Origin of the sequence: Methylomarinum sp. Ch1-1 (assembly GCF_030717995.2) — a bacterium.
GTDB lineage: Bacteria > Pseudomonadota > Gammaproteobacteria > Methylococcales > Methylomonadaceae > Methylomarinum > Methylomarinum roseum.
In genome coordinates this window covers 14,245-40,195 of the sequence record NZ_CP157743.1, presented here as the reverse complement: position 1 = coordinate 40,195, position 25,951 = coordinate 14,245, and the positions used below count along the sequence as shown (strand labels likewise).

The window sequence follows — 25,951 nt, the reverse complement described above, 5'->3', positions numbered from 1 at the left end:
GTCTTAGCTTATTGAAATGCCAAGATAAATAAATTTTGGTACATAAGCTGCTTATTATTTTGTATCGAAATAGTAAGGTGGCGAATATGGCTATAAATTTTGACAATGCCTTGGGCATACATCCCCAGGCTTTAGCATTGCGGGAAAAACGCAGCGAGTTGTTGGCCTCGAATCTGGCGAATGCCGACACCCCCAACTATAAAGCGCGCGATCTGGATTTTAAAGCCGTGCTGAACAATACCTTGTCCACTTCGGCTCAATCTCTAGAGCGTACTCATGCCGGACATCTTGCCCCTCAACGAGACGTGCTTGGCGCAACGGTCGGGTACCGCAATCCGGTTCATGCCTCGCTGGACGGCAATACCGTTGAATCGCATATCGAGCAGGCCAAATACTCGGAGAATGCAGTGCAGTATCAGGCCAGTTTACGTTTTATTAACGGCAGATTTTCCGGTCTCATGACCGCGATCAGAGGAGAATAATCATGTCATCGATGAATATTTTTAATATTGCCGGAAGCGGCATGAACGCCCAGTCATTAAGGCTGAATCTGGTGGCCAGTAATATTTCCAATGCCAACAGCGTCAGCAACAGTGTCGATGGGGTTTATAAGTCGCGGCAACCGGTTTTTGCCGCAGAGCTGAAGAGTATCATGGATAAAAATGACGCGGCCAGCCGTGTCAATGTGTTAGGGGTCGTCGAGAGTCAGGCCGAGCCGGTCATGGAATACGCTCCCAATCATCCGATGGCCGACCAAGCCGGCTACATCTATAAGCCCAACGTGAATACCGTGGAGGAAATGGCGAATATGATGTCGGCGTCGCGCTCCTATCAGAATAATGTCGAGGTACTGAATACCACTAAGGAGCTGATGTTGCAAACCTTGCGTATGGGGCAATAGGAGGAATAGATGGCGATTAATGCTTTGGAAACGTTTAAGGACTTAGGCTTATCGACGATCGAAAAAGCCAAGAAAGAAGATCAATCATTGCAACAAGAGCAGTTTTTGGAATTGCTGACCACACAGTTGACCCATCAAGACCCCCTAAAGCCGATGGAGAATGGCGAGTTCCTGGGACAGATGGCGCAATTCAGCACTGTTTCGGGAATTCAGGACTTGCAGGCCTCATTCAAGGATTTCGCTAGCTCGATTAGTTCGGATCAGGCCTTACAGGCCGCCTCATTGGTCGGCCGTTATGTGTCTGCGCCGGCGACCGAAGGCTTGTTGTCCGCCGGTGGAACGATTTCAGGAGAATTTGAATTACCGTCCAATGCCACCGAGGTTAACTTGAAAGTGACCGATTCGTTGTCTGGCGAAGTGGTCAGGAGCATCGATCTGGGTAATCAGTCGGCCGGCGATGTGGCGTTCGCCTGGGATGGCATGACGGCCGAAGGCGAGTTTGCCGATCCGGGGGTATACAAGGTTCAGGTAGAGGCCAAGATCGACGGCAACAATACCGTCTTGCAAACTCAGATCAAGTCCAAGGTTGAAAGCGTGACGATGGCGAACAGCAATCGCGGCTTGCAAGTCAATCTGGCGGGCATCGGTCCAGTCAATTTTAATCAGATTAAGCAAATTCTTTAACAGGCAGGTGTAACATGGCTTTTACGACAGCATTAAGCGGCTTGAGTGCCGCCTCCAACAATTTGGCAGTGACCGGCAATAATATCGCCAATGCCAATACCACCGGTTTCAAAAAATCCCGTTCCGAGTTTGCCGATGTCTATGCCAACAGTCTGGGTGGCGTCAGCGCCATCACGCCCGGCAGCGGCGTCAGAGTGGCGAATGTCGCTCAGCAGTTCAATCAAGGCAATCTGCAATTTACCGACAATAATTTGGATTTGGCGGTCAGCGGCGAAGGCTTTTTCACCTTGGCGGCCAGTTCCGACCCTAATGATATCAACGACCGCTCCTATACGCGGGCCGGCGAATTCAAGCTCGATAAAGACGGTTTTATCGTCAACAACCAGGGTCAGGCTTTGCTGGCGTATCGACCGAACGGCACCGAGGTGTCGGACGGGTTCAGCACCGGGGTGTTGCAGACCTTGCAAATCAATACCATTTCCGGTCAGCCGCAGGCAACGGACCGAGTGGATATGACGCTTAATCTGGATCAGTCGGCGACAACTGATTTGAATCCTACCTTCGATCCAAAAGATAGCGACTCCTATAACGACCAAACTTCGGCGACTATCTATGATTCGTTTGGCAATAGCCATATATTGACCACTTATTATGTCAATAAAGGAACGCAAGATGACCTAACAGGAGCAGTAGATGCTTTAGGAGATCCGATTCAAGTTCCAACCTGGGAGGTGTCTCACTATATAGATGGTAATGAGCCCAGCAATCGTGTGCCGTTGGAGGGAGGCGAGCAGTTCGCGACATTGCAATTCGATTCGGTGGGCAACTTAAAGTATCCGGTAAACGGCGATGGCGTGGTCGACGGTTTGGTCGACCTGCAGGCTTATTCGATTCAGCCGGACACCGGCGCCGAGCCTCTTGATATTAGTCCGATTAATTATTTCGGCACGACGCAATTCAAGCAAAAATTCAGTGTCAACACGCTGACGCAAAACGGTTTGCCGGCCGGGCAACTGACCGGCATCGATATCGATGATGAAGGGGCGGTTTTCGCCCGTTTCAGCAACGGCGGATCGAAAACGTTGGGTCAGGTGGCGTTAACAAGATTCTCCAATCCGCAAGGGCTGGCGAAACTCGGCGACACGACCTGGGGACAGAGCGCCAACTCCGGCGAGGCGGTGGCCGGCGAACCCGGCGCCAATAATTTTGGTTTAATCCAGTCCGGCTCATTGGAGGCTTCCAATGTCGAATTGTCGGCGCAGCTGGTCAATCTGATCGTCGCGCAGCAGGCTTATCAGGCCAATGCTCAGACCATCACCACCGAAAACACCATCATGCAGACCATACTTAATATTTAGTCGCTTGCCCACTATCAACTACTGATGTAGCGCATCGAGAAATCTTGGATATAGACCCCAGGATGGGAGTTTTTGGTTTTTAACGAATTAAGCGGAGAGCGGTTATGGATCGCAGTCTTTATATCGCGATGAGCGGCGCCAAGCAGACCTTGCTGGCGCAAACGGCCAACGCCAATAATCTGGCCAATACTCAGACCACCGGTTTCAAGTCCGATTTCGAGCAATTCCGCGCAATGCCGGTATTCGGTCCCGGTTATCCGGCTCGTGTCTATGCGATGACTGAACGGCCCGGCAGCGACTTGAGCATGGGGCCGATTCAGACCACCGGCCGTGAACTGGATGTCGCGGTCAAGGGCGAGGGCTGGCTGGCCGTCGACGGCAAGGACGGCGCGGAAGCCTACACCCGCGCCGGCGATTTGCGGGTGACGCCGGAAGGCTTGCTGCAGACCGGTTCCGGTCGGCAGTTGCTAGGCGAAGACGGGCCGATCGCGATACCGCCCTACAACAAGATAGACATCGGCCGGGATGGTACGATCAGTATCGTGCCCCAGGGGCAAAATGGCGCCACTTTGGTCGTACTCGACCGGATCAAGCTGGTCAAGCCGGATGTGAATAACCTGGAAAAACGCGATGATGGTTTGATCTATCTGAAGCAAGGGCAGCCGCCAGCGCCAGATGCCGATGTGACGTTGGTTCAGGGGGCACTGGAAGGCAGTAACGTCAATGCGATTGGCGCGATGGTCGATATGATCGAACTGGCTCGTAATTTCGAGCTGCAAACGAAGGTGATGAAAGATATTGACGATAATTCCGCGGTGACGGCTAAGTTAATGCAGATGGCATAGAAAATGCTTTACTTCTGATAAGACAAAAAAATGTCATCAGGAGGGCATTATGACAGAACGAGCACTTTGGGTGGCCAAATCCGGTTTGGATGCCCAGCAAACCAGAATGGCGGTTATTTCCAATAACCTAGCCAATGTCAACACCACCGGCTTCAAGAAATCGAGGCCATTATTCGAAGACCTGGTTTATCAGAATATTCGCCAGGTCGGGGCCCAATCCACACAAAACACCGAACTACCTTCCGGGCTGCAATTGGGGACCGGCGTCAGAACCGTCGCCACCGAAAAATTGCATACCCAAGGCAATATCCAACAAACCGAGAACTCCTTGGATGTGGCGATCAGCGGGCGCGGTTATTTCCAGGTTTTGATGCCGAACGGCGACCTCAATTACACCCGCGATGGTTCATTCAAACTCAACTCCGACGGTCAAATCGTGACGGCCGGCGGGCTGGAACTGGAGCCGGCGATTACCGTGCCGAACGATACCATCAGCATTACCATCGGCCGGGACGGCACCTTGTCGGCTTTGCAGCCGGGCAACCCGACGCCGGTGCAGCTGGGGCAAATCGAATTGGCCGATTTCGTCAACCCGACTGGCTTGGAGCCGATCGGCGAAAACCTGTTTCGTGAATCGGTCGCCAGCGGCGCGCCGATCATCGGGATCCCCGGTGAGGAAGAATACGGCAGTCTGTTGCAGGGTTCGCTGGAAACCTCCAACGTCAATGTCGTCGAAGAGCTGGTCAATATGATCGAGACGCAAAGGGCCTATGAAATGAATTCCAAGGCGATTTCCACCACCGATCAGATGTTGTCGTTCGTCACTCAGCAGCTCTGATCTAGGAGGCCATCATGAGTTTCCGTAACTATCTGTTCGCGCTGTCGGCCTTATTGCTGGTCGGTTGCGACACCCTGCCGAAACGCGATCCCGATTTCTCGCCGGTGCAGCCGGCCGATTTAAGGCCGCCGAGACAGAGCAACGGCGCGATTTATCAATCGGGATACGATATGCGTCTGTTCGAAAATCACGCCGCCAGGCGGATCGGTGACATTCTGACCGTGACGCTGACCGAACGGACGCGGGCCCAAAAAATCTCCGACCTGGACGCCAGCAAGGACAATTCTATTTCCGTCAGCGCTCCGACCCTATGGGGGGTTGCCAGCCAGGCCCTATTGGGTCATGACCTGGAAACCAGCATGTCGTCGTCGCATGAATTCATCGGCGAAGGCGAAGCCAATCAAAGCAATAGCCTGACCGGCGATATTTCGGTGACCGTGGTCGATGTCTTGCCGAACGGCAACCTGAAGATCCGCGGCGAAAAACGGGTGACGATGAATGACGGCAGCGAATATATCCGTTTGTCCGGCATCGTCAGGCCGCAGGACATAAGCGTCGGCAATACGATTCCATCGACCAAGGTGGCCGACCCGACCATCATGTATACCGGCGACGGTTCGGTGGCGAATTCCAGCAAAGTCGGCTGGTTTGCCCGTTTTTTCCTGAGCCCGCTGTTTCCATTCTGAGGGGATGAAGATGAACAAGTTTGTTATTGCCTTCTGTCTGTCGCTGTTTTGTACGGCGGCGCAGGCCGAACGGATCAAGGATTTGGCGGCGGTCGCCGGTGTGCGTAACAACCAATTAGTGGGCTATGGTCTGGTGGTCGGGCTGCCGAAATCTGGCGACAAGACCAAATTCACCGGGCAAAGCCTGGTCAACATGCTGACTCGGCTAGGCATGACCTTGCCGCCCGGTATCGATCCCAAGGCTAAAAATGTCGCGGCGGTCGCCGTCAATGCCGAATTGCCGCCCTTTGCCAAGCCGGGACAAACGATCGACGTCACCGTGTCATCGATCGGTGATGCGAAAAGTTTGCGCGGCGGCACCTTGTTGATGAGCCCGCTGAAAGGGGCGGATGGCAATGTTTATGCGGTGGCGCAGGGAAACCTGGTGGTCGGAGGCCTCAGCGCTTCGGGGCGGGATGGTTCCAAGATCACCGTGAATAACCCGACGGTCGGCCGTATCCCGAATGGCGCCACGGTCGAACGTAGCGTGCCCAGTCCGTTTTCCCAGGGCAATGCCTTGATTTTTAATCTGCATAATGCCGATTTCACCACCGCGAACCGCATGGTGAAAGCGATTAACCGCGTCTTGGGACCGGATACCGCCAGCGCGATGGATGGAACTTCGGTTAAGGTCAGAGCGCCTTCCGAGCCTTCACAACGAGTGGTTTTTGCCTCCATGATCGAAAATATGACGGTGCTGCCCGATGATGCGCCGGCCCGGGTGATCGTCAACTCACGCTCCGGCACCGTGGTGATCAACAGCAAGGTAAGAGTGCAGCCCGCCGCCGTTTCCCACGGCAGCCTGACCGTCACGATCAGCGAAAATCTTCAGGTGAGCCAGCCGGCGCCGTTGTCGGGAGGGCAAACGGTCGTGACGCCGCAGTCCGAGGTCAAAGTCGAAGAGGAGGGGGCCAATCATATGTTTGTTTTTAATCCGGGGGTGTCGTTGGATGAGATCGTGCAGGCGGTCAATAATGTCGGCGCCGCGCCCAGCGATCTGGTGGCGATACTCGAAGCGCTTAAATCGGCCGGCGCGTTGCGGGCCGAGTTGATTGTTATCTAACGGGAGATTGCGATGTTGAATGTGCAAAGTGCCGATGTTTACACCGATTTCAATGGCTTGGCTAAATTAAAAAGCCAAGCCAGAAACGACAGCCCGGAAGCGATCAAGCAGGTCGCCAAGCAGTTCGAGTCGGTGTTTTTGACGATGGTGCTGAAGAGTATGCGTCAAGCTAAATTGGCCGACGGTCTTCTCGACAGCGATCAAAGCGAATTTTACCGGGATATGTATGATCAGCAAATGGCGCTGCATCTGTCGGGAGAACCAGGTATCGGCTTGGCCGAGTTGATCGCCGAGCAATTGAGTCCTAAAAAAAATGAAGCGCAAAGTAAGTTAAGCGTCGAGGACTATCTCAACCGCTCGGTGGCGGCGCCGATAAAGTCTCATCCGGTTAAAAGCCATGATGTCCAAGCGCTATCACGCAAAAGCGGCGCGACAGAGGTCAAGAAAACCGTCGATCAGCCGATAGCCAGTCAGGAGCAGTTCGTTGAACAGTTACGACCTTATGCCGAACAGGCTGGCGCCGAATTGGGCGTCGACCCGGATATTTTGTTGGCGCAGGCCGCCCTGGAAACCGGGTGGGGGAAGTCGGTGCTTAAACATCGTGACGGCGCTAGCAGTTTCAATCTGTTCAATATCAAGGCGGACAAGTCTTGGCGCGGCCAGCAGGTCAGTCAGGCGGCATTGGAATTCTCCGATGGCGTGGGGCGGAAAAAAATGGCCGCCTTCAGAGCCTATGATTCTTATCAAGCCAGTTTCGACGATTATGCGCGTTTCATTAAAGACAATCCGCGTTACGGCAATGCGCTAAAGAAGGCGGCAGATCCGGGGCGATATATGCGTGAATTGCAACAGGCCGGTTATGCGACCGACCCGAATTACGCCGCCAAGGTGCTGCGCATCTACCGCGGTGACGCGATTAACGGCAATGCGGCGATGGTGGCGATGGTGGCGATGAAATGACCCGCGATCGCATGGCTTTGTTTAATGTACTTGCTAGTCTCGGATAGGGGGCGCATATGGCAACAGGAATTTTGGGAACAGCGGTTTCGGGGCTTATGGCCTTTCAGCGCTCGCTGGATACGACCAGTCACAATATCGCCAATGTCAATACCGAAGGCTACAGCCGTCAGCGTGTCGAGTTGGGGACGATGCCGGCTCAGTATACCGGCGCCGGTTATGTCGGTAATGGCGTCAAGATCGAGAATATCGCCCGCAGTTATGACCAGTTCATTAACAATCAATTGCGTTCCAGCACCTCGGCATTTGGCGAGGCGGACCGCTTCAGTCACTTGGCCGCTCAGGTCGACAATCTGGTCGCCGATCCGACCATCGGCATGTCGCCGGCGATCAAAAGCTTCTTCAATGCCGTCAATGAAGTGGCGGATGATCCGGCCTCGATTCCGGCGCGTCAGGTGTTGCTGTCCGAAGCCGAAATTCTGACCCAGCGGTTCACTACGATGAATGGGCGTTTCGAGGAATTACGTTCTCAGGTCAATCAGGACCTCAATGTGACGGTCGACAATATCAATGCCTATGCGGAAGCCATCGCCGATCTGAATGTTAAAATCGCGGCCGAATATGGCCGACCTAGCGGCGACCAAAAGCCCAATGATCTGCTCGATGAACGCGACCGCTTGCTGAACAAACTGGCGGATAGGGTCGATGTCGCGGTGGTGCCCAGCGATAGCAATATGGTCAGTGTCTTTATCGGCCAAGGTCAATCGCTGGTGTTGGATGGCGCCTATAATGAATTAACGACTCAATCCTCCGAGTTAGACCCGTCCCGTCTGGAAATCGGCCTGAAACAAGCTGGCGGCAATGTTCAGGTTATCACCCGGCAACTGTCCGGCGGCGAGCTATCGGGGGCGTTGAGATTCCGAGATGAGGTGTTGGATCCGGCCCAGCAGCAATTGGGAGCGGTCGCCGCCAGCATTGCGATGGAATTCAACGGCATACATAGTGTCGGTTATGATCTCGACGGCGAGCAGGGAGGGGATTTCTTTAGCGGGGTCGACGAGGTGCCAGTTACCGCTGACCCCGGCAATACAAACGGCTCGATCACCGTGGCCTATGATCCCGCCAATATCGCTAACATCGATGCCAGCGACTACCGTCTCGATGTTTCAGGTGCGGCTCCGGCGACCACCTATACCTTGACCCGGTTGAGCGATAATACGTCGATTAATCTGACCAACGATGGGACGAATCTGGTGTCCGATGATTTGCCGGGCATTACGATTGCTTTGGGAGCACCGGAACCGTCCGATGGCGATGCGTTTTTGATCAGGCCGGCTTATTGGGCCGCTCAAGATATCGGGGTCAACATCAGCGACCCGCGTGATATCGCCGCGGCGACCAATATCGATGCGGATGGCGTTTCCGTGATCAATGGGCCTATGCCCGGGGATAACCGTAATGCGCTGGCGCTGGCGGGCCTGGAAAACAAGCTGGGGATGTTGGGCGGCAATGCGTCATTTCAGGACGCCTACGGACAGATGGTCTCCAAAGTCGGTACGCTGACGAATGCAGCGCGCGTCAGCGCGTCGGCTCAGGAAACCCTGTTGAATAATGCCAAGGAGTCCCGGAGTGAAGTGTCCGGCGTCAATTTGGATGAGGAAGCGGCCAATTTGATCAAGTTTCAACAATCTTATCAGGCTGCTGCGCAGGTGGTGGCGATCACTAATACCCTGTTTGACTCGCTGCTGAGCGGCTTGAGATAGGAGGAGCGATGAGAGTTTCAACGGCGTGGAGCCAACAGTTGGGCGTCAATGCGATGCTGGAGCAGCAGGCCAAGTTGACCAAGACGCAGATGCAGTTATCCACTGGAGTCAAAGTCCTGACGCCGGCCGATGATCCGATCGCGGCGGCCAGAACGTTGGATCTCCAGGAAAGCATCGATAAGACCGCGCAATATCAGGATAACATCGCCACGGCGAGAGCGCGCCTGAACATCGAGGAAGGCAGTTTGGACAGTGCCGAAAACATTCTTTTTCGCGCCAAGGAGCTGGCGATACAGGCGCTGAACGCGCCGCTCAACGAGAATGATCGGCTGTCGATCAAATACGAAATCGATCAATTGCTCGAAAACATGGTCGGCGTCGCCAACACCAAGAATGCTAATGGCGAATATATCTTCGCCGGCGATTTGTCCAATATCCAGCCGTTTGTCTGGAACGGCGACGCGAACGGCTATGTTTATCAGGGCGGCGTCAATCAGCGCACGCTGGATATTGCATCGGAACGGCGGGTCGCCGACGGCGACCTGGGGTCCGAGGTGTTTCAGTGGGTGCCTTCGGTCAGTCAGGAGGGTGATGCGATCTTCGACGGTCAGGAGATCGGCAGTCGCAGCATCATGGATACGCTGCAGACGCTGTCGGAAGCATTGGCCAATGATTATGACATTCCCCGCGCCTCGATCGTCGGCAGCCGCTTTGCCCGTTATGGGGCGGATTATTCGGGAGGCAACAGCACGTCATTCGACTTGACCTTGACCGACAATACAGATGGTTCTTCGAGCACCGTGACGGTCAATTTGCCTGTTGCTCCGGATAACGGTGATTATCAAAGCCTAGATGAGGTGGTGAGTGCGATTAATGCACAGCTGGGCGGTTCGAATATGCAGGCGATCGCCGACGGCAATCAGCTTGAATTCGTTTCGTCAACGGGTGGACAGGCCTACACAATTTCGCTAGCCGAAGCTAGCGGCAGTTTTTTAACGGATTTCGGTTTCAAAGATGGCGTCAGCGGAACCGGCGCCGATTTAGGCGGGGTGCTTAGCGGAACTAAAACGCTGACGTCGGCTTCCTATGTTAGTTCGCCTTCGTCGTTCGAGCTGGTCGCCGCTGATGGCGCTAAGGAAACGATTATTCTGGATCAAGATTATGCCGATGTTGATGCACTAATAGCCAATATACAAGGGCAGATCGATGGTTCGGACTTGGCGGGCAAAGTTGTCATTGACCCGGACGCCAATCCGCTGGAGTTCTTAGCACTTAGCGACGGCAGCGCTGCGTCGGTGACGATTAACGAAATCAGCGGGACTTTTCTCAGCGATGCGGGCTTCAGCGATGGCCAAACGGGGCGGGTATTTAACCAAACCGCCAATGATGTGTTGAGCGATCTGGATGCCGGCCTGGAGAGTTTGTTAAAGGCGAGAACCAGTGTCGGCGCCAGACTGAATGCGCTGGATGATCAGGAAATCCAGCATGAAAAATTCACGTTGGATATGGAGTCGACGTTATCGGAGACCCGGGATCTCGATTATGCCGAAGCGATCAGCCGCTTCAATCAGCAGAACGCTTCCTTGCAAGCGGCGCAGCAAGCCTTCGCCAGGGTGCAGAATCTGTCCCTGTTCAACTATATTTGAAGCCTTATAATAGGTTTCTTTGCTCTCGCTCGATCGTCTGCATGTAGCGCTGGATATTTGATTCACAGGCGGGCGTGATGTTCCCGAACGCGCAGCCGACCCGTTGTCCTTTGTCTGGTTTGTCCGGGCTGATATTGAATTTGTTTTTGACGATAAACGAGATGATTGGGTCGCCGGCGCCGTTTAAATGGAGCGTGCAGTCAGAAAATTCGTCGGTGGGGATTAGGTCATGGGAAAATTGCGGCTGATCGTTTAGAAAAGAAAATCCGGAAATGCTGATGTCCAGCAATTTATATCGTACTCTCTGTTGCTTGCCTTGATCCTCGTCGGTGAAGCTGATTTCGCAATAGCTATCATGAGCGAGAGGCACCTTGACGCGATAGAACTTACGGCGCTGCATCCATAACAAGGCGTTTGGGATCGGCATGGTGAACGCTGCCTGGCCCTTGGTGAGTGATTTGGTGATTTTTTCACCGAGGAAAGAGACCTTGATGCCGTCAAACTCGGCGCGAAATTCAGTCTTGGGCGATTTTAACAGTTGTTTGTTCTGATATTCTTTGGGGCCATAATCAAAGCTGAGGCGGTTTTTTTTTGCATCGATGCCGGTCAGGGTGGTTATGAACGAGTCGTTATGATCGCCGAAATGAACCGAAATCAAGCAGCTTTTTTTTAACAACTGATTCAGGTGGGTGTGGATTTGTTTGGCGTTTTTGACGTAGAATTGCGAATTTTTTTCCATAAAATGAACAAAATAGATTACAGGCTTTTTGGTTCGTTATTGTAGAATATTTGCCCTTTTGATGCAGGAATAAAGGAAGGTTTTATGGGATGGCTTTTGTTATTCAGCGCGGGTTGTTCGGAAATTGTGTTTGCCTTAAGTCTTAAATATAACGAAGGCTTCACCAAGTTATGGCCAAGTATCGCCACGATGATTTTCGGTGGGGCCAGTTTTTATTTGCTGATGTTGGCGATTAAAACGTTGCCTTTAGGAACCGCCTATGCGGTCTGGACCGGTATGGGGGCGGTCGGTGTGGCTATTTTGGGCATTATTCTGTTCAAGGAGTCGGCCGAGCTGGTTCGACTGGCTTCTATCATGATGATTATCGTCGGCATCGTCGGTTTGAAACTGACCCATGTAGATTGATGTTGCATTTGATTGGGAGAACGCCGGTGGACTGCGCCATTCTTGAGCGTATCGACAGCGGCGATGATGTGGTTTTTCAGCAAGTCGCGGTTTGGAGCGCATTAAAGGGGCATGCCTTGCGGGGCCAACTCCGGCGATTACTGGAGAATAATAGTCGTCTGCATGTATTGCGAGATGATTTGCTCGCCAACGGCATCGAGGTCGAGCAATTGCAGGCGGGCGTCGAGGTGATCGATTATTCGGGGCTGGTGGAATTGGCGGTTGCCAATAAGGTTTGCAAGACATGGCGTTGATCGTCGACGGAGTTGAGCTGGAAACCACCGAGGAAGGATTTTTGCGTGACTACCGACAATGGAATGAACGAGTGGCGGAGGCGATCGCCTCGCAAAATGACATTGAGCTGAGCGAGGCCCACTGGGAGATCCTGTTTTTTATTCGCGATTATTATCAGCGTTTCAAGCATCTGCCCAATGCGCGGGTTTTTACCAAGGCGGTACGCAATGAATTGGGTGAAGACAAGGGCAATAGTCGTTATCTGCATAAGCTGTTTCCGGACGGGCCGCTGAAGTTTGCCAGTAAATGCGCCGGCTTGCCGAAGCCGCCTACTTGTTTGTGATCATTTAGTTGCAAGGGGATGTCAATTGATTGGGGGGTGGGCGGCAATTCCCTGTTTTAGCGTTTTAGCATCGTAGGGCGGCTTTGCGAAGCAAGCCGCCAAAGACCGCCACCGGGGCAAAATTGGCCGTTGTGCGTATCCAGGCGGATTGCCTGGCGGCGAATCCTGTTGCATGCCAATGTAGCCTTGCCTTCGGATGTGCTGAACAGCGTGAAGCGCATCAAAAATGGTGTGCTTCCTCTCGTCAGCACACCCTACCCACATCCCCGTGAGATGGATCACGCGCAGCGGATCGGCTAAAAGCATTCAATGCGCGCGGGGCGGGTTATTTAACACACTCTAAACGTTTAACTTACTTTAGGCGTATTTGTTCAGTAATTCCCAGTTTAAGTATTTTTGCAGGGTTTAGGGCATGAGGTGTGTCTGTCGAGGAGCGCCGTAAACCCATCCCTGGGGGCTTGACGGCAGCATCCTTGCTGCCGACATCCTCGCCAAACACACCCCATGCCCTTTTTGAACGCCAAAGTGGGAATTGCTGGTATTTGTTGCTAATTTTCTGTTTTGCCACTCATTCATTTAATGAGGTAGCCCAGCACCTAAATTCCATGGCTACAGGACTATATTTTACATTCCAGCATAATTTAGGTGCTGGGTGGGGGTTCTGAATTGAGGTAAAATGGTCCGTTTTTTTACTTATTTGAGATGTATGTATGAGTAATCCCCGTGTCGGCTTTATCAGCTTGGGTTGTCCGAAGGCGCTGGTTGACAGCGAGCAAATTCTAACTCGTTTACGCATGGAGGGCTATCGGGTTTCACCTAATTATCAGGAATCGGATCTGGTCATCGTCAATACCTGCGGTTTTATCGACGCCGCCGTCGAAGAATCGCTGGACAGCATCGGCGAAGCGTTGGCGGAGAATGGCAAGGTGATAGTCACCGGCTGTCTGGGCGCCAGGCAGGATGAGATTCTGGAGCGTCATCCTCAGGTATTGAAAATTACCGGCGCCCATGCCACCGATGAAGTAGTGGAGGCGGTGCATGAATATTTGCCGCCGGCCCATCATCCGTTCACCAGTTTGATTCCGCCGCAAGGCGTTAAATTGACGCCTAAGCACTATGCCTATCTGAAGATTTCCGAAGGCTGCAATCATCGCTGCACTTTTTGCATTATTCCTTCGATGCGCGGCGACTTGGTCAGCCGGCCGGTGGCCGATGTGCTTTCGGAGGCGGAACGTCTGGCCGCCGCCGGCGTCAAAGAGTTGTTGGTCGTTTCCCAGGATACTAGCGCCTATGGTCTTGATTTGAAATATCAAAGCCGGGACTGGAAGGGGCATAGCGTTAAGACGCAATTTTATGATTTGGCCGAAGCGCTTGGCGAGTTAGGTATCTGGGTCAGGATGCACTATGTTTATCCTTATCCGCATGTCGACCGGGTGATTCCATTGATGGCGGACGGCAAGATTCTGCCTTATCTGGACATTCCGTTTCAGCATGCCAACAGTCGTATTCTCAAGTTGATGAAAAGACCGGCGGCAGCGGAAAATAATCTGGACAGGATTCGGGCTTGGCGCCAAATTTGTCCGGATATCACGATACGCAGTACCTTCATCGTCGGCTTTCCCGGGGAGACCGAACAGGAATTTGAAGAATTATTGCAGTTTTTAAGCGAAGCGCAAATGGACAGGGTGGGCTGTTTCGCCTATTCGCCGGTTAAAGGAGCGGCGGCCAATCAGTTGCCGGATGCCTTACCGGAACAGGTCAAGGAAGAACGCTTGGCGCGTTTCATGGCTCATCAGGCGGAAATCAGTGCGGCGAGATTGCAGCGGCGTCTCGGCAAAACAGAAACGGTGCTGGTTGACGAGGTCGTCGAAGAAGGTTCGGTCGCGCGCAGTAAGGCGGATGCGCCCGAAATCGATGGTCAGGTATTTATCGACGGCGCTACGCAACTAAAAGTTGGCGACTTTGTTGATGTCGAGCTGGTAGAAGCCGATGAATACGACCTGTGGGGTAAGCTCGTCTAACTGTTGTAAATGGCAGTCAATCAACCGTGACTGACTGCCGCTACAGTATTCTCTTATAAAGGCGTTACATTTTCCGCTTGAGGGCCTTTCTGGCCCATGCTGACTTCCATAGTCACGCGCTGTCCTTCGGTTAATGATTTACGACCGCTGCCATTGATTGCGCTAAAATGAACGAATACATCCTTGGAGCCTTCTTGCTCGATGAAGCCGAAGCCTTTTTCATCGTTGAACCATTTTACGGTGCCTTCTACTAGATCTGACATAATTTACTCTTACTTAAAAATTTCTTGCTAAAAATTGCCGGTTTTCACTGACATGGGGTTGGGTTTAATAAAGCGGGTACTGGAAAACTATGACGTTGATCCGATTGAAGACCAAATAGGCAACAATCTCTTACCTTGCTATATTTAGGTGTCATTATACATGGCAATTCCGCCGTGTCACATAGAATAGAAAGATTCTGCACGTTAAGCTTGCATTTTTTTGTTTGATTTTGTGCCGCTTATATCGCGTCTTTATGTATTTTATTTATTATTCAGTGGTTTATGTGTTTTTCGTTGGGGCCGTTTAAATCGATAGAGCGGCGGCGAACGGATGAAATTTTGCTTTCAGGAGCGCAATTACCGGCATTAATTGGCGTTTCAATCGCCGGTTTTAACGCGGATGGGCGGGTGAGGCAATGGCATGATAACGGAGGATTTTGTCGTTACCGCATAAGTATTCAACAAATTCTCGGCAACTGTTCTCCGCTTAACAATTCGAGTATGCGGCTGATGCCCATCGCGGTTTGCAATATGACCCGACCATCTGCATGTTCTTCGCTCACCGTGCCGATTTGCACCGCCTGTTGGCTGTTGCTGTGTTTTTGCAACGTGGCGATCGCTGCGCCGGCCTGGGATTGCGGAACAAAAAGTACGAAACAGCCTTCGTTGGCGATATAAAGAGGATCGAACCCCAGTAATTCACAGGCGCTGCGAACGTCTTGTCGCACTGGCAGGCCTTGTTCGCGGATTTCAAATTGCCGGCCGCAAACAGCGGCTAGTTCGATCAGGCAACTGCTCAAGCCGCCGCGGGTCAAGTCACGCAGGCAATGGACATCGATGTTGGCGTCGAATAAGGCCTGAACGGGCGCCGCCAAGCTAGCGCAGTCGCTGTCGATGGCGCTAGCGAAATCCATTCCTTCCCGTTGCAGCATGATGGCGATGCCGTGTCGCCCCAGGTCGCTGTTGACGATGATGGCGTCGCCGGTGCGGATATTGTTGGGCAGTATCGAGGATTCTGTTTCGATGACGCCGACCCCGGCGGTGTTGATGTAGAGACCGTCTCCCTTGCCATGCTCCACGACCTTGCTGTCACCGGTGACGATTTTGACACCGGCTTCGTCGGCGCTGGCGCGCATCGATTGCACGATGCGTTGCAGGTCTTTAATGGCGAAGCCTTCCTCGATGATCAGTGAACAGCTGATGTACAAGGGTTTTGCGCCGCTCATCGCCAGATCGTTGACGGTGCCGCAAACGGCCAGTTTGCCGATGTCGCCGCCGTTGAAGAATAACGGCTTGATCACATAGGAGTCGGTGGTGAAGGCCAGTCGATTCGCCGGGATATTGATGATCGCGCTGTCATGTTGCTGCGCCAGGATGTCATTGTCGAAAGCCGGGCGTATGATCTTGTCCAACAGTTGTTGCATCATGCGGCCGCCGCCGCCATGGGCCATGACGATTTGCTCGTAATTCAGCGGCAGCGGACAGTTCAATTTCGGCTCAGTCATGATTGCGATAGCGGTAGTAGGCGGCGCAGGCGCCTTCAGACGAGACCATCGTCGCGCCTAGGGGATGTTCGGGCGTGCAGCTTGTGCCGAATTCCGGACAGTTCACTGGTTTCAATAAGCCTTGTAGAACTTCGCCGCTGCGGCAAGCGTCAGGTTCGACGGTGTCGATGGCATCGACGGCGTATCGTTGCTCGGCATTCCAGGGCGAGTATTCCTCTTTTAACGCCAAGCCGCTGGCGGCGATGCTGCCGAGGCCCCGCCAGTCTTGTTCGACCACGTCGAATACTTGGCGCAACAATTGTTGCGCCGGTTGGTTGCCGGCTTGAGTGACGATGCGCTGGTATTGATTTTCAACAACATGACGATTTTCTTCCAGCTGCTTGATGCAAAGATACAGGCCCTGCAGGATATCGACCGGTTCGAAACCGGTAATGACGATCGGTATCTTGTATTGCTCAGCCAGCGGTAAATATTCGTGGTAACCCATGATCGAGCAGACATGGCCCGCGCCCAGAAAGCCCTGCACGGCATGATCGGCGGAACTCAGTAAAGCTTCCATCGCCGGCGGTACGCGGACATGACAGATGAGCTGGGAAAAGTTGGTCAGTTTCAATTGACGGGCCTGATAGGCGGCCAGCGCGGTGGTCGGGGCGGTGGTTTCAAAGCCGACGCCAAAAAAGACGACTTCCCGGCCGGGGTGTCGCCGGGCCAGCTTCAGCGCATCCAGCGGCGAATAAACGATGCGTATATCGGCGCCCTGGGCTTTCAGGCCCAATAAGTCCTGGCGCGAGCCGGGGACGCGCAACATGTCGCCGAAGGAGCAGAAAATGACATTATGTTGTGCCGCAATGGCCAGCGCCTTGTCGATATATTTCAGCGGGGTCACGCAGACCGGGCAGCCGGGGCCGTGGATCAGCCGGATCTGTTCCGGCAGTAACTGGTCGATGCCGTGCTTGATGATGCTATGAGTTTGCCCGCCGCAGACTTCCATGATATTCCACGGTTTGCTGCTAAGCTTGGCTATCGCATCGACCAGTTTGCGGGCCGTTTTCGGGTCGCGATATTCATCGACGAATTTCACGGCGCCGCCTCGATGTCGTCTAACTCCTGAAAGGCTTGAAGGCTGGCTTGCGCTTCCTCTTCGTCGATTAAGGCGATTGCCAAGCCGGCATGCACGATGACATAGTCATCGGCCTTGGCTTCCGGCAGGTAAGCCAGGCTGATTTCTCGGGAGACGCCGGAAAAATCGATTAGACCGGTGCGCAGTAAGGGTTCGTCATCGGAAATACGGATGATTTGGCCGGGAACAGCTAAACACATAGAGTTTAATCCGAATAATGAGGTTAAGCGGGACGCAGCCAGGCCGTCGCATAGGCTTGGCCGACGGCGAGTCCGCCGTCATTAGGCGGTATTTTTTCATGCGTATAGGTCTGAAAGCCAGCCTTTTTTAGTTTTTTTATCGTGCCGTCGATCAACAAGGCGTTCTGGAAACAGCCGCCGCTTAATACCAGTTTGATCTGTCCGGCCGTTTGCGCAATCGCCACAGCGATGTCGGCTAGGGTGTTATGGAAGCGGGCGGCAATATCTTCCGGATTCTGCTCGCCGAGTTCGCGGATGATCTGTCGCATCATCGGCCGCCAGTCTATTTCGATCGGTTTATGCGCCGACAGCTCGAATGGGTAGCTGGTCGTCACCGTCGAGTTGCTCGCCGCCTGTTCCAGCCGCATGGCCGCCTGGCCTTCAAATTCGTTTTCCTGACAGAGATCCAGCAGGCTGGCGACCGCATCGAACAGCCTGCCCATGCTGCTGGTTTGCGGGCAATTTATCCGCTTGTTCAGAATCTGTTTTAACAGACTGAGTTGTGATTCGGTAAATGCCGACAGCGGCGCTAAATCAGTGCGCAGAAACGCGTCGTCGCCAAGCATGGCATGTAGTAGGCCTAGCGCCAAACGTTTCGGCTCCTTGGCGGCCTGGTCGCCGCCCATCAGCGGGAAACGGCGCAAATGGGCGTAACGATGAAAGCCTTGGTGGGTAACCGTTAAGACTTCTCCGCCCCAAATGCCGTGATCGCTTCCCAAGCCGGCGCCATCCCAGGCGAAACCCAAGACCGGTGGCGCCAGGTCATGTTCGGCCATGCAGGCGAGGATATGGGCGTGATGATGCTGCAGGGGCAATTTGGCTTGCGTTTGCCGGCGGGCGAACTGGCTGCTGCTGTAATCAGGGTGTAGGTCATGACAGATCAGCGTCGGTTCGAAGCGGTAAAATTGCCGCAGATCGGCAATGCTGTCGGCGAATTGCTGTTGCGTTTCGGCGGCGTTCAAATCGCCGTGATGTTGGCTGACGATGATGTGCCGGTCGCGGGCGATGGCGACGGTGTTTTTGAAATAGCTGCCGGTCGCCAGCGCATCGGGTAGGGGGCGGCTGATCGTGATAGGCAGTGGGGTGTAGCCTCGGGCCCGACGCAGTACGGTGATTTTGTCGCCCAGCAGGCGTACGATCGAATCATCCAGCGGTCGCAGGATCGGGCGATTGTGAGTCAGGAAGCAATCGGCGATGTCGCCTAACTTGTCCAGGGCCTGTTGGTCGTCTATACAGATAGTTTCGTTTTGTCGATTGCCGCTGGTGGCGACCAGGGGCGCGTTGAAAGCACGGCAAAGCAGGTGATGTAGCGGTGAGGCGGGAAGCATCACGCCCAGTAAGGAATTGTCGGGGGCGACTAAGTCGGCAACCGGGGCGTCGCCGCGGCGACGCAGCAACACGATAGGGGTCGACGGAGAGCACAGTGCCTGTCGTTCACTGGCGTCGATAAAGCCTAGTTGCTCGGCGCTACCCAGGTCCTGAGTCAGTAATGCCAGCGGTTTTTTCGGGCGTTTTTTTCGCTCGCGCAGGCGATGTATCGCCGCTGAGTTGCTGGCGTCGACCAATAATTGAAAGCCGCCGACGGCTTTGATCGCGACAATTTTTCCTGCCTGTAATTGTTTGATCGTCGCCTCCAGCGCCTGACTCGCATCAGCCAGCCGCTGGCCGTCGCTGGACAGCAGCGCCAGCTGCGGGCCGCAGGAGGGACAGGCGATGGTCTGAGCGTGAAATCGACGGTTGTTCGGCGCGCGATATTCGGTCTGGCATTGCGGACAGAGGGGGAAATGCGCTAGGCTGGTGCGTTGTCTATCGTATGGCTGGCTGGCCATGATGCTGTAACGCGGGCCGCAAAAACAACAGCTGGTGAAAGGGTAGCGGTAATAGCGGCTGTTGGGGTTTTCGATTTCGCTAAGGCAGGACGGACAAGGCGCGATATCGGGCAAGACAAACAGCGAGGAGGTATCGTTGACGGTACTGGTTTTGATCTGAAAGGATTGGAAATGGGCGGGCGGACCTTCGTCGATTTGTAGTGACTTGATTTGCGCGTAGGGCGGAAGTTGGTTTTTTAAGTCGTCGATAAAGTGTTGTTGGCGCTCGGGCTCGCCTTCGATGGCGATTTCGACGCCGGCGCTGCAATTGGCGACCCAGCCGTACTGCGCATGGTTACAAGCGAGCCTAAAGACAAAAGGCCGAAAGCCGGTGCCTTGCACAAAGCCTTGGATATGGATATGAAGAAGTTTTCGCTCGATAAGGGCGCTCACAATAGGGTTTATGGGTTTTAGCTGGTCACTGAGTTTCGATACAGTATATAATCTACAGATTTTGAATCAATTTTTATAGTAATTCTCACCGGAAATAAACATGCTGGGTAAGCTGGTTAAATTTGTTGTTGGCAGCCGTAACGACAGGCTGATAAAGAAAAAACGGAAGCTGGTAAAGAAGATCAATGCGCTAGCGTCTGATTATGAAAAACTGTCTGATGAAGCATTGAGGGCAAAAACGCAGGAGTTTCGTGACCGTCTCGAGCAGGGTGAGAACCTGGACAGTTTGCTGCCGGAAGCGTTCGCCACCGTGCGCGAAGCTTCAACGCGGGTGTTCGGCATGCGTCACTTCGATGTGCAGCTGATCGGCGGTATGGTATTGCATGACGGCAAAATTGCCGAGATGAAAACCGGTGAAGGTAAGACCTTGATGGCGACGCTGGCGGCTTATCTGAATGCCTTGCCGGGACGCGGTGTGCATGTGGTGACGGTGAACGATTATCTGGCCAAGCGGGATGCCGAATGGATGGGGCAACTGTATGAGTTTTTAGGTTTGAGCACCGGCGTCATCGTCAGCGAGCTGGGTCATAATGAGCGTAAGGAAGCCTATGCAGCCGATATCACCTACGGCACCAATAACGAGTTCGGCTTCGATTATTTGCGCGATAACATGGCCTTCAATCTGGACCAGAAGGTGCAGCGCGATCTTAGCTTCGCGATTGTCGACGAGGTGGACTCGATTCTGATCGACGAGGCCAGAACGCCGTTGATTATTTCCGGCCCAACCGAAGAAAGCACCGAAGTCTATCTGAAAGCCAACGCCATCATTCCTTCGTTGACCCGCCAGGAAAAAGTCGAGGATCCGGAACAACAGGAGAAGATGCCAGGCGACTATTATGTCGATGAAAAAACCAAGCAGATCTATTTGACCGAAGAAGGTCATGAGCATGTCGAGCGGCTGATGGTCGAACACGGCTTGATGGAAGAAGGCGCCAGTCTCTATGACGCCGCCAATATCCGTTTGATGCATTATTTGAATGCGTCATTGCGCGCTCATGTGCTGTTCCAGAAAGATGTCGATTATGTCGTGCACAACAACGAAATCATCATCGTCGATGAATTCACCGGCCGTATGATGACCGGAAGACGCTGGTCCGAAGGCCTGCATCAGGCGGTGGAAGCCAAAGAAGGCGTGCCGATTCAGAATGAAAACCAGACCCTGGCGTCGATTACCTTCCAGAATTACTTCCGTCTCTATGAAAAGCTGTCCGGGATGACCGGTACCGCCGATACCGAAGCGTTCGAGTTGAATAAGATTTATGGTTTGGAAGTCGTCGTCATTCCGACCCATAGGCCGATGATACGTGAAGACCGAGGTGATTTGGTTTTCCTCAGCGCGCGGGAAAAATATAATGCAATCATCGAGGATATCAAGGGTTGTGTGCAGCGAGGTCAGCCGGTATTGGTGGGCACGACGTCGATCGAGAATTCTGAGCTGATCTCATCGCTGTTGAGCCAGCAGAATATCAGGCATGAAGTCTTGAACGCCAAACAGCATGAGCGTGAGGCGCATATCATCGAGATGGCCGGCATGCCGGGCGCGGTGACGATCGCCACCAACATGGCCGGTCGCGGCACCGATATCGTGCTGGGCGGCAATCTGGACGCGGAGCTTAAGGCGTTGGGCGAGGATGCCAGCGAAGAGCAAAAGCAAAAAATTCGCGGCGCTTGGCTGGACCGCCATGAACAAGTGTTGGCCAGCGGCGGTCTGCATGTGATCGGTTCCGAGCGCCATGAGTCTCGCCGGATCGACAATCAGTTGAGAGGGCGATCCGGGCGTCAGGGCGATCCCGGCTCTACCCGCTTCTATCTATCGTTGCAAGATGATCTGATGCGCATTTTCGCATCGGAACGGGTGGCCGGCCTGATGCAGAAACTCGGTATGGAGGAAGGGGAGGCCATCGAGCATCCTTGGGTTACACGCTCCATCGAAAATGCGCAACGCAAGGTGGAAAGTCGCAACTTCGATATGCGTAAGGAGATTTTGGCTTATGACGATGTCGCCAATGACCAGCGCAAGGTGATTTATGCTCGTCGCAACGAACTGATGGCGGCCGACGATATCAGCGAGACGATCAAGGCGATTCGTAAGGATGTGATCAACAATGTGATTACGCAGTATATCCCCCCGAAAACGATGGAAGAACAATGGGATATTCATGGACTGGAAGATCATCTGCAACAGGAATTCAATCTGTCGCTGCCGTTGCGGGAAATGTTGGAACAGGATCATTCCCTGCATGAGGAAAGTCTGCGCGAGCTGATCGTCGATAAAATGGAGGGGGTCAGTCAGGACAAGGAAGAACAGATCACCCCCGAAGTATTCAGGCATTTTGAGAAATCGGTGATGCTACAGGTCCTCGATAATAGCTGGAAAGAACATCTGGCGGCGATGGACCAGTTGCGTCAGGGTATCCATTTCAGAGGTTATGCGCAAAAAGATCCCAAACAGGAATACAAGCGTGAATCTTTCGATATGTTCGCCAGCTTGTTGGATCATATCAAGTATGAAGTTGTCGGCATTCTGGCCAAGGTTCAGGTGAGTCAGGAAGAAGACGTGCAGGCCATCGACGAACAGCGCCAGGCGCCTCAGGAAATGCATTTTGAACATGCCGAGGCCAGTCCGGTGCAGCAGGCCGAAGAGCCGCAGCAGGCTATGCCAGAGGAGGCGGCGGCTGCGGAGACTGTCTCCGAACAGCCGTTTGTCAGGGAGGGTAAAAAGGTGGGGCGCAATGATCCTTGTCCTTGCGGTTCCGGGAAAAAATATAAACAATGTCACGGCAAGCTGAAATAACTATTTGGCTTGAGTTGACAAATTAGCCTTAATTTACCCGATCAGGCCGGATATAATCAGATGATTCTGATTATATCCGGCTTTTTAGGTTGTGCGAATTCAAAAACTCATCTTACAGGTAATGACTATGCCCTCAAGTATCTTTCAGAAAAGTAATCCCGCGGCTGATATCACCTTGCTGCCAAAGCTGGGAATGTCGAAGAAAGAATTTATTGCTGATTTCAAACATTATTACAGCCATCGCCTGGGCCGTGATGAAAACTGTCGCTCTCCCCATTATGCCTATGAGGCATTGTCGATGGCCATCAGCGACAGGCTGGTCGAGCGCTGGAAAAACACCTACAATGCCTGTCGCATTCAGAACTGTAAAACCGCCTTTTACCTATCGATGGAATTCTTGATGGGGCGCTCTTTGAGTAACGCCATGCTGAATCTGGGTGTTAATGATATCGTCAGCGAGGCGCTTTATGAATTGGGCCTCGATATCGAGGAGCTGATTGATGCGGAACCCGATGCCGGCTTGGGCAATGGCGGTCTGGGGCGTTTGGCGGCCTGTTTCATAGACAGTTGCGCCACGTTGCAGTTGCCGGTGACCGGTTATGGCTTGCGCTACGAATACGGCATGTTCTGCCAGAACATAGAGAATGGTGAGCAGGTCGAAAGACCGGATCATTGGCTGCGCAATGGCAATGTGTGGGAAATCGAACGGCCGGAATATACCCATCGGGTCAAATTCGGTGGCCATACCGAATCGCACATCGACGAATTGGGCCGCAAGCGGTCGACATGGGTCAATACCCAGGACGTCTTGGCCGTCCCTTATGATACGCCGATTCCCGGTTATCAAAACGGCACCGTCAACACCTTGCGGCTGTGGAAGGCGACCGCGACGGAAGAGTTCAATTTGCAGGAATTCAATGCCGGCGATTATGCCGAGTCGGTTGCGGAAAAAAACACCGCCGAAAATATCACCATGGTGTTGTATCCGAATGACGCCAATGAAAACGGCAAGGCGTTGAGACTGCAGCAACAATATTTATTGGCTTCGGCCAGCTTGCAGGATGTGATCGCCAACTGGGTGGGCAGGCATGGCAATGATTTCACTCATTTCGCCGATAAAAACTGTTTTCAACTGAATGACACCCATCCGAGTATCGCCGTCGCCGAATTGATGCGTTTGCTGGTCGATATCCATGGTTTGGACTGGGACGAGGCTTGGCGGATCACCCGTAAAACGATGGCCTATACCAACCATACGCTGTTGCCGGAGGCGCTGGAAAGATGGTCGGTCAACCTGATGCAGAGCTTGTTGCCGCGCTTGATGGAAATCATCTTCGATATCAATGCCCACTTCTTGGCCGAAGTCTCCGCGCATTGGCCCGGCGATTTCGATCGGATGAGACGCATGTCCATCATCGAAGAGGGGCATGAAAAGCAGGTGCGTATGGCTTATTTGGCGATCGTCGGCAGTTTTTCGGTAAACGGCGTCGCGGAACTGCATTCCAAGCTGCTGCAAGAAGGTTTGTTCAAAGATTTTTACGATTTTTGGCCGGAAAAATTCAACAATAAGACCAATGGCGTGACGCCTAGGCGCTGGTTAGCAGCCTGTAACCCGGAACTGGCTGAATTGATTACCGACACGATCGGCGATGGGTGGGTTACCAATTTATCGGAATTGGAAAAACTGAAGCCTTATGCCGATGACGCCAAATTCAGGCAAAAATGGTACGAACTGCAACAAGCCAGTAAACAGCGTCTGATCGACTTCAATAAAGAAGAGCACGGCGCTGAATTGAATGTCGAATCCTTGTTTGATGTGCAGGTGAAACGGATTCATGAATACAAGCGGCAAATTTTGAATGTGTTGCATGTGATTCATCTGTATGAACGTATCAAGCGCGGCGACACCGCAAACTGGACCAACCGCTGCGTGTTGATCGGCGGTAAGGCGGCGCCGGGTTATGTGATGGCGAAGAAGACGATCAAGTTCATCAACAATGTCGCCGATGTCATCAATCATGACCCCGATGTCGGTGACAAGTTGAAGCTGGTGTTCTTGCCGAATTATCGGGTGTCGGCGATGGAGAAAATCTGCCCTGGTGCGGATTTATCGGAGCAGATATCGACGGCTGGCAAGGAGGCGTCCGGCACCGGCAACATGAAGTTCATGATGAATGGGGCGTTGACGATCGGCACGTTGGATGGCGCTAATATTGAAATCAGAGAGGAAGTGGGTGACGAGAATTTCTTCCTGTTCGGCTTGACCGAGGAGGAAGTTGAAGAAATGCGTCAAGACTACAATCCTCAAGCCATTATTGACGAGGATGCCGATTTGCAAGGGGTGATGAGATTGCTGGAGTGCGGGCACTTCAATCAGTTTGAGCCGGGTATTTTTGACGACATCATCGCCTCGATCATGAGTCCGCATGATCCGTGGATGACTATCGCCGATTTTCGCAGTTACATCGATGCGCAAAGAAGTGTAGAAGAGGCTTATCGCGACAAGGAGCGCTGGACTCGGATGAGCATCATTAATACGGCTTCCAGCGGCAAGTTCTCCACCGATCGCACGATCAGCGATTACAACGAGAATATTTGGAAGCTGACGCCGGTTAAAGTCGACTTTTAATGCTCGATATCGTGCTTTATCAGCCGGAAATTCCGGCCAACACTGGCAATATCATCAGGTTGTGCGCCAATACCGGCGCACAGCTGCACTTGATCCATCCGTTGGGCTTTGATCTGGATGACAAGAAGTTGCGGCGCGCCGGACTGGACTATCACGAGTGGGTTAATGTCAGGCAATATGCGTCATTGCAGGATTATATCGAGAAGGTGCAACCGAAACGGCTGTTCGCTATGACCACCAAGGGGACGATCGTCTATAGCGACGCCGCTTTTCAGCAAGGCGACGCCTTGCTGTTCGGCCCGGAAACGCGTGGTTTACCCGATGCATTTTTGTCTCATCATGACCCGGCTCTGAAGCTTTATTTGCCGATGAAGCAGCAAAGTCGCAGCCTCAATTTGTCCAATACTGTCGCGATCGCGCTTTATGAGGCCTGGAGACAACTGTCTTTTTCAGGCGCCGTTATCAAACAGCAGAATTTATAGAATAGGTAAGGGTTATACTTTCCCTTATTGAATGTAA

General features: G+C 53.1%; 24 protein-coding genes. 18 read left to right on the top strand and 6 right to left on the bottom strand.

From position 1 onward, the window contains the following. Positions 1-86: 86 nt before the first annotated feature. The 11 genes from flgB (at position 87) to flgL (ending at position 10,780) form a co-directional block, all read left to right on the top strand. Positions 87-482, top strand: coding sequence for a flagellar basal body rod protein FlgB (flgB, locus tag Q9L42_RS00550; RefSeq protein WP_305906582.1), 396 nt, complete (start codon positions 87-89; stop codon positions 480-482). A gap of 2 nt (positions 483-484) precedes the next feature. Then, a complete protein-coding gene (flgC, locus tag Q9L42_RS00545; protein WP_305906583.1) occupies positions 485-901 on the top strand; it encodes a flagellar basal body rod protein FlgC in 417 nt (138 codons plus the stop codon). Between the two features lie 9 nt (positions 902-910). Then, positions 911-1,585 carry a flagellar hook assembly protein FlgD gene (locus tag Q9L42_RS00540; protein WP_305906584.1) on the top strand — a complete coding sequence of 225 codons (675 nt, stop codon included), beginning with the start codon at positions 911-913 and terminating at the stop codon, positions 1,583-1,585. A 14-nt stretch (positions 1,586-1,599) separates the two neighbouring features. Beyond that, the gene (gene flgE, locus Q9L42_RS00535; RefSeq protein ID WP_349431718.1) at positions 1,600-2,943 is read left to right on the top strand and encodes a flagellar hook protein FlgE; all 1,344 of its coding nucleotides are present in this window, start codon (positions 1,600-1,602) and stop codon (positions 2,941-2,943) included. Positions 2,944-3,047: 104 nt separating this feature from the next. Further along, the gene (gene flgF / locus Q9L42_RS00530) at positions 3,048-3,788 is read left to right on the top strand and encodes a flagellar basal-body rod protein FlgF (RefSeq protein WP_305906585.1); all 741 of its coding nucleotides are present in this window, start codon (positions 3,048-3,050) and stop codon (positions 3,786-3,788) included. 49 nt (positions 3,789-3,837) lie between these two features. Continuing rightward, positions 3,838-4,626, top strand: a complete 789-nt coding sequence (gene flgG / locus Q9L42_RS00525; RefSeq protein ID WP_305906586.1) for a flagellar basal-body rod protein FlgG — start codon at positions 3,838-3,840, stop codon at positions 4,624-4,626. A 14-nt stretch (positions 4,627-4,640) separates the two neighbouring features. Beyond that, positions 4,641-5,312 carry a flagellar basal body L-ring protein FlgH gene (locus tag Q9L42_RS00520; protein ID WP_305906587.1) on the top strand — a complete coding sequence of 224 codons (672 nt, stop codon included), beginning with the start codon at positions 4,641-4,643 and terminating at the stop codon, positions 5,310-5,312. 4 nt (positions 5,313-5,316) lie between these two features. After that, a complete protein-coding gene (locus tag Q9L42_RS00515; protein WP_305906588.1) occupies positions 5,317-6,414 on the top strand; it encodes a flagellar basal body P-ring protein FlgI in 1,098 nt (365 codons plus the stop codon). Between the two features lie 12 nt (positions 6,415-6,426). Beyond that, positions 6,427-7,374: a flagellar assembly peptidoglycan hydrolase FlgJ gene (gene flgJ, locus Q9L42_RS00510; RefSeq protein WP_349431716.1), complete on the top strand. Its 948-nt coding sequence runs from the start codon at positions 6,427-6,429 to the stop codon at positions 7,372-7,374. A gap of 56 nt (positions 7,375-7,430) precedes the next feature. After that, positions 7,431-9,134: a flagellar hook-associated protein FlgK gene (gene flgK, locus Q9L42_RS00505; protein ID WP_305906589.1), complete on the top strand. Its 1,704-nt coding sequence runs from the start codon at positions 7,431-7,433 to the stop codon at positions 9,132-9,134. An 8-nt stretch (positions 9,135-9,142) separates the two neighbouring features. Beyond that, the gene (flgL, locus tag Q9L42_RS00500) at positions 9,143-10,780 is read left to right on the top strand and encodes a flagellar hook-associated protein FlgL (protein ID WP_305906590.1); all 1,638 of its coding nucleotides are present in this window, start codon (positions 9,143-9,145) and stop codon (positions 10,778-10,780) included. Between the two features lie 4 nt (positions 10,781-10,784). On the opposite strand, the gene Q9L42_RS00495 is transcribed toward flgL, so the two are convergent. Then, positions 10,785-11,519 carry a flagellar brake protein gene (locus tag Q9L42_RS00495; protein ID WP_349431715.1) on the bottom strand — a complete coding sequence of 245 codons (735 nt, stop codon included), beginning with the start codon at positions 11,517-11,519 and terminating at the stop codon, positions 10,785-10,787. A gap of 84 nt (positions 11,520-11,603) precedes the next feature. Between Q9L42_RS00495 and Q9L42_RS00490 the strand changes: the two genes are divergently transcribed. The 4 genes from Q9L42_RS00490 (at position 11,604) to rimO (ending at position 14,561) form a co-directional block, all read left to right on the top strand. Next, positions 11,604-11,924, top strand: a complete 321-nt coding sequence (locus Q9L42_RS00490) for a DMT family transporter (RefSeq protein ID WP_305906592.1) — start codon at positions 11,604-11,606, stop codon at positions 11,922-11,924. Further along, positions 11,924-12,217: a sulfurtransferase complex subunit TusB gene (tusB, locus tag Q9L42_RS00485; RefSeq protein WP_305906593.1), complete on the top strand. Its 294-nt coding sequence runs from the start codon at positions 11,924-11,926 to the stop codon at positions 12,215-12,217. Before Q9L42_RS00490 ends, tusB begins: the two co-directional genes overlap by 1 nt. Next, complete coding sequence (locus Q9L42_RS00480; RefSeq protein ID WP_305906594.1) at positions 12,208-12,540, top strand: TusE/DsrC/DsvC family sulfur relay protein; 333 nt, start codon at positions 12,208-12,210, stop codon at positions 12,538-12,540. The genes tusB and Q9L42_RS00480 overlap by 10 nt, the downstream gene beginning before the upstream one ends. A gap of 710 nt (positions 12,541-13,250) precedes the next feature. After that, a complete protein-coding gene (gene rimO / locus Q9L42_RS00475; protein WP_305906596.1) occupies positions 13,251-14,561 on the top strand; it encodes a 30S ribosomal protein S12 methylthiotransferase RimO in 1,311 nt (436 codons plus the stop codon). A gap of 53 nt (positions 14,562-14,614) precedes the next feature. On the opposite strand, the gene Q9L42_RS00470 is transcribed toward rimO, so the two are convergent. The 5 genes from Q9L42_RS00470 to hypF all read right to left on the bottom strand — a co-directional run bounded on the left by Q9L42_RS00470 (position 14,615) and on the right by hypF (position 19,949). Further along, on the bottom strand, positions 14,615-14,824 hold the full coding sequence (locus tag Q9L42_RS00470) for a cold-shock protein (protein WP_305906597.1): 210 nt from the start codon (positions 14,822-14,824) through the stop codon (positions 14,615-14,617). A 458-nt stretch (positions 14,825-15,282) separates the two neighbouring features. Next, complete coding sequence (hypE, locus tag Q9L42_RS00465; RefSeq protein ID WP_305906598.1) at positions 15,283-16,329, bottom strand: hydrogenase expression/formation protein HypE; 1,047 nt, start codon at positions 16,327-16,329, stop codon at positions 15,283-15,285. Continuing rightward, on the bottom strand, positions 16,322-17,410 hold the full coding sequence (gene hypD, locus Q9L42_RS00460) for a hydrogenase formation protein HypD (RefSeq protein ID WP_305906599.1): 1,089 nt from the start codon (positions 17,408-17,410) through the stop codon (positions 16,322-16,324). Before hypD ends, hypE begins: the two co-directional genes overlap by 8 nt. Continuing rightward, positions 17,407-17,649 (bottom strand): HypC/HybG/HupF family hydrogenase formation chaperone, encoded by a 243-nt coding sequence (locus Q9L42_RS00455; RefSeq protein ID WP_305906600.1) that lies wholly within the window; start codon positions 17,647-17,649, stop codon positions 17,407-17,409. The genes hypD and Q9L42_RS00455 overlap by 4 nt, the downstream gene beginning before the upstream one ends. A 23-nt stretch (positions 17,650-17,672) precedes the next feature. Then, on the bottom strand, positions 17,673-19,949 hold the full coding sequence (gene hypF, locus Q9L42_RS00450) for a carbamoyltransferase HypF (RefSeq protein WP_349431714.1): 2,277 nt from the start codon (positions 19,947-19,949) through the stop codon (positions 17,673-17,675). 100 nt (positions 19,950-20,049) lie between these two features. Here hypF and secA point away from each other — a divergent pair, with 100 nt between their 5' ends. From secA to trmL, 3 genes are all read left to right on the top strand, one after another. Next, positions 20,050-22,803, top strand: a complete 2,754-nt coding sequence (secA, locus tag Q9L42_RS00445; protein ID WP_349431713.1) for a preprotein translocase subunit SecA — start codon at positions 20,050-20,052, stop codon at positions 22,801-22,803. A gap of 127 nt (positions 22,804-22,930) precedes the next feature. After that, positions 22,931-25,432: a glycogen/starch/alpha-glucan phosphorylase gene (locus Q9L42_RS00440; protein ID WP_305906602.1), complete on the top strand. Its 2,502-nt coding sequence runs from the start codon at positions 22,931-22,933 to the stop codon at positions 25,430-25,432. After that, a complete protein-coding gene (gene trmL, locus Q9L42_RS00435; RefSeq protein WP_305906603.1) occupies positions 25,432-25,914 on the top strand; it encodes a tRNA (uridine(34)/cytosine(34)/5-carboxymethylaminomethyluridine(34)-2'-O)-methyltransferase TrmL in 483 nt (160 codons plus the stop codon). The genes Q9L42_RS00440 and trmL overlap by 1 nt, the downstream gene beginning before the upstream one ends. The last annotated feature ends 37 nt before the right edge of the window (positions 25,915-25,951 follow it).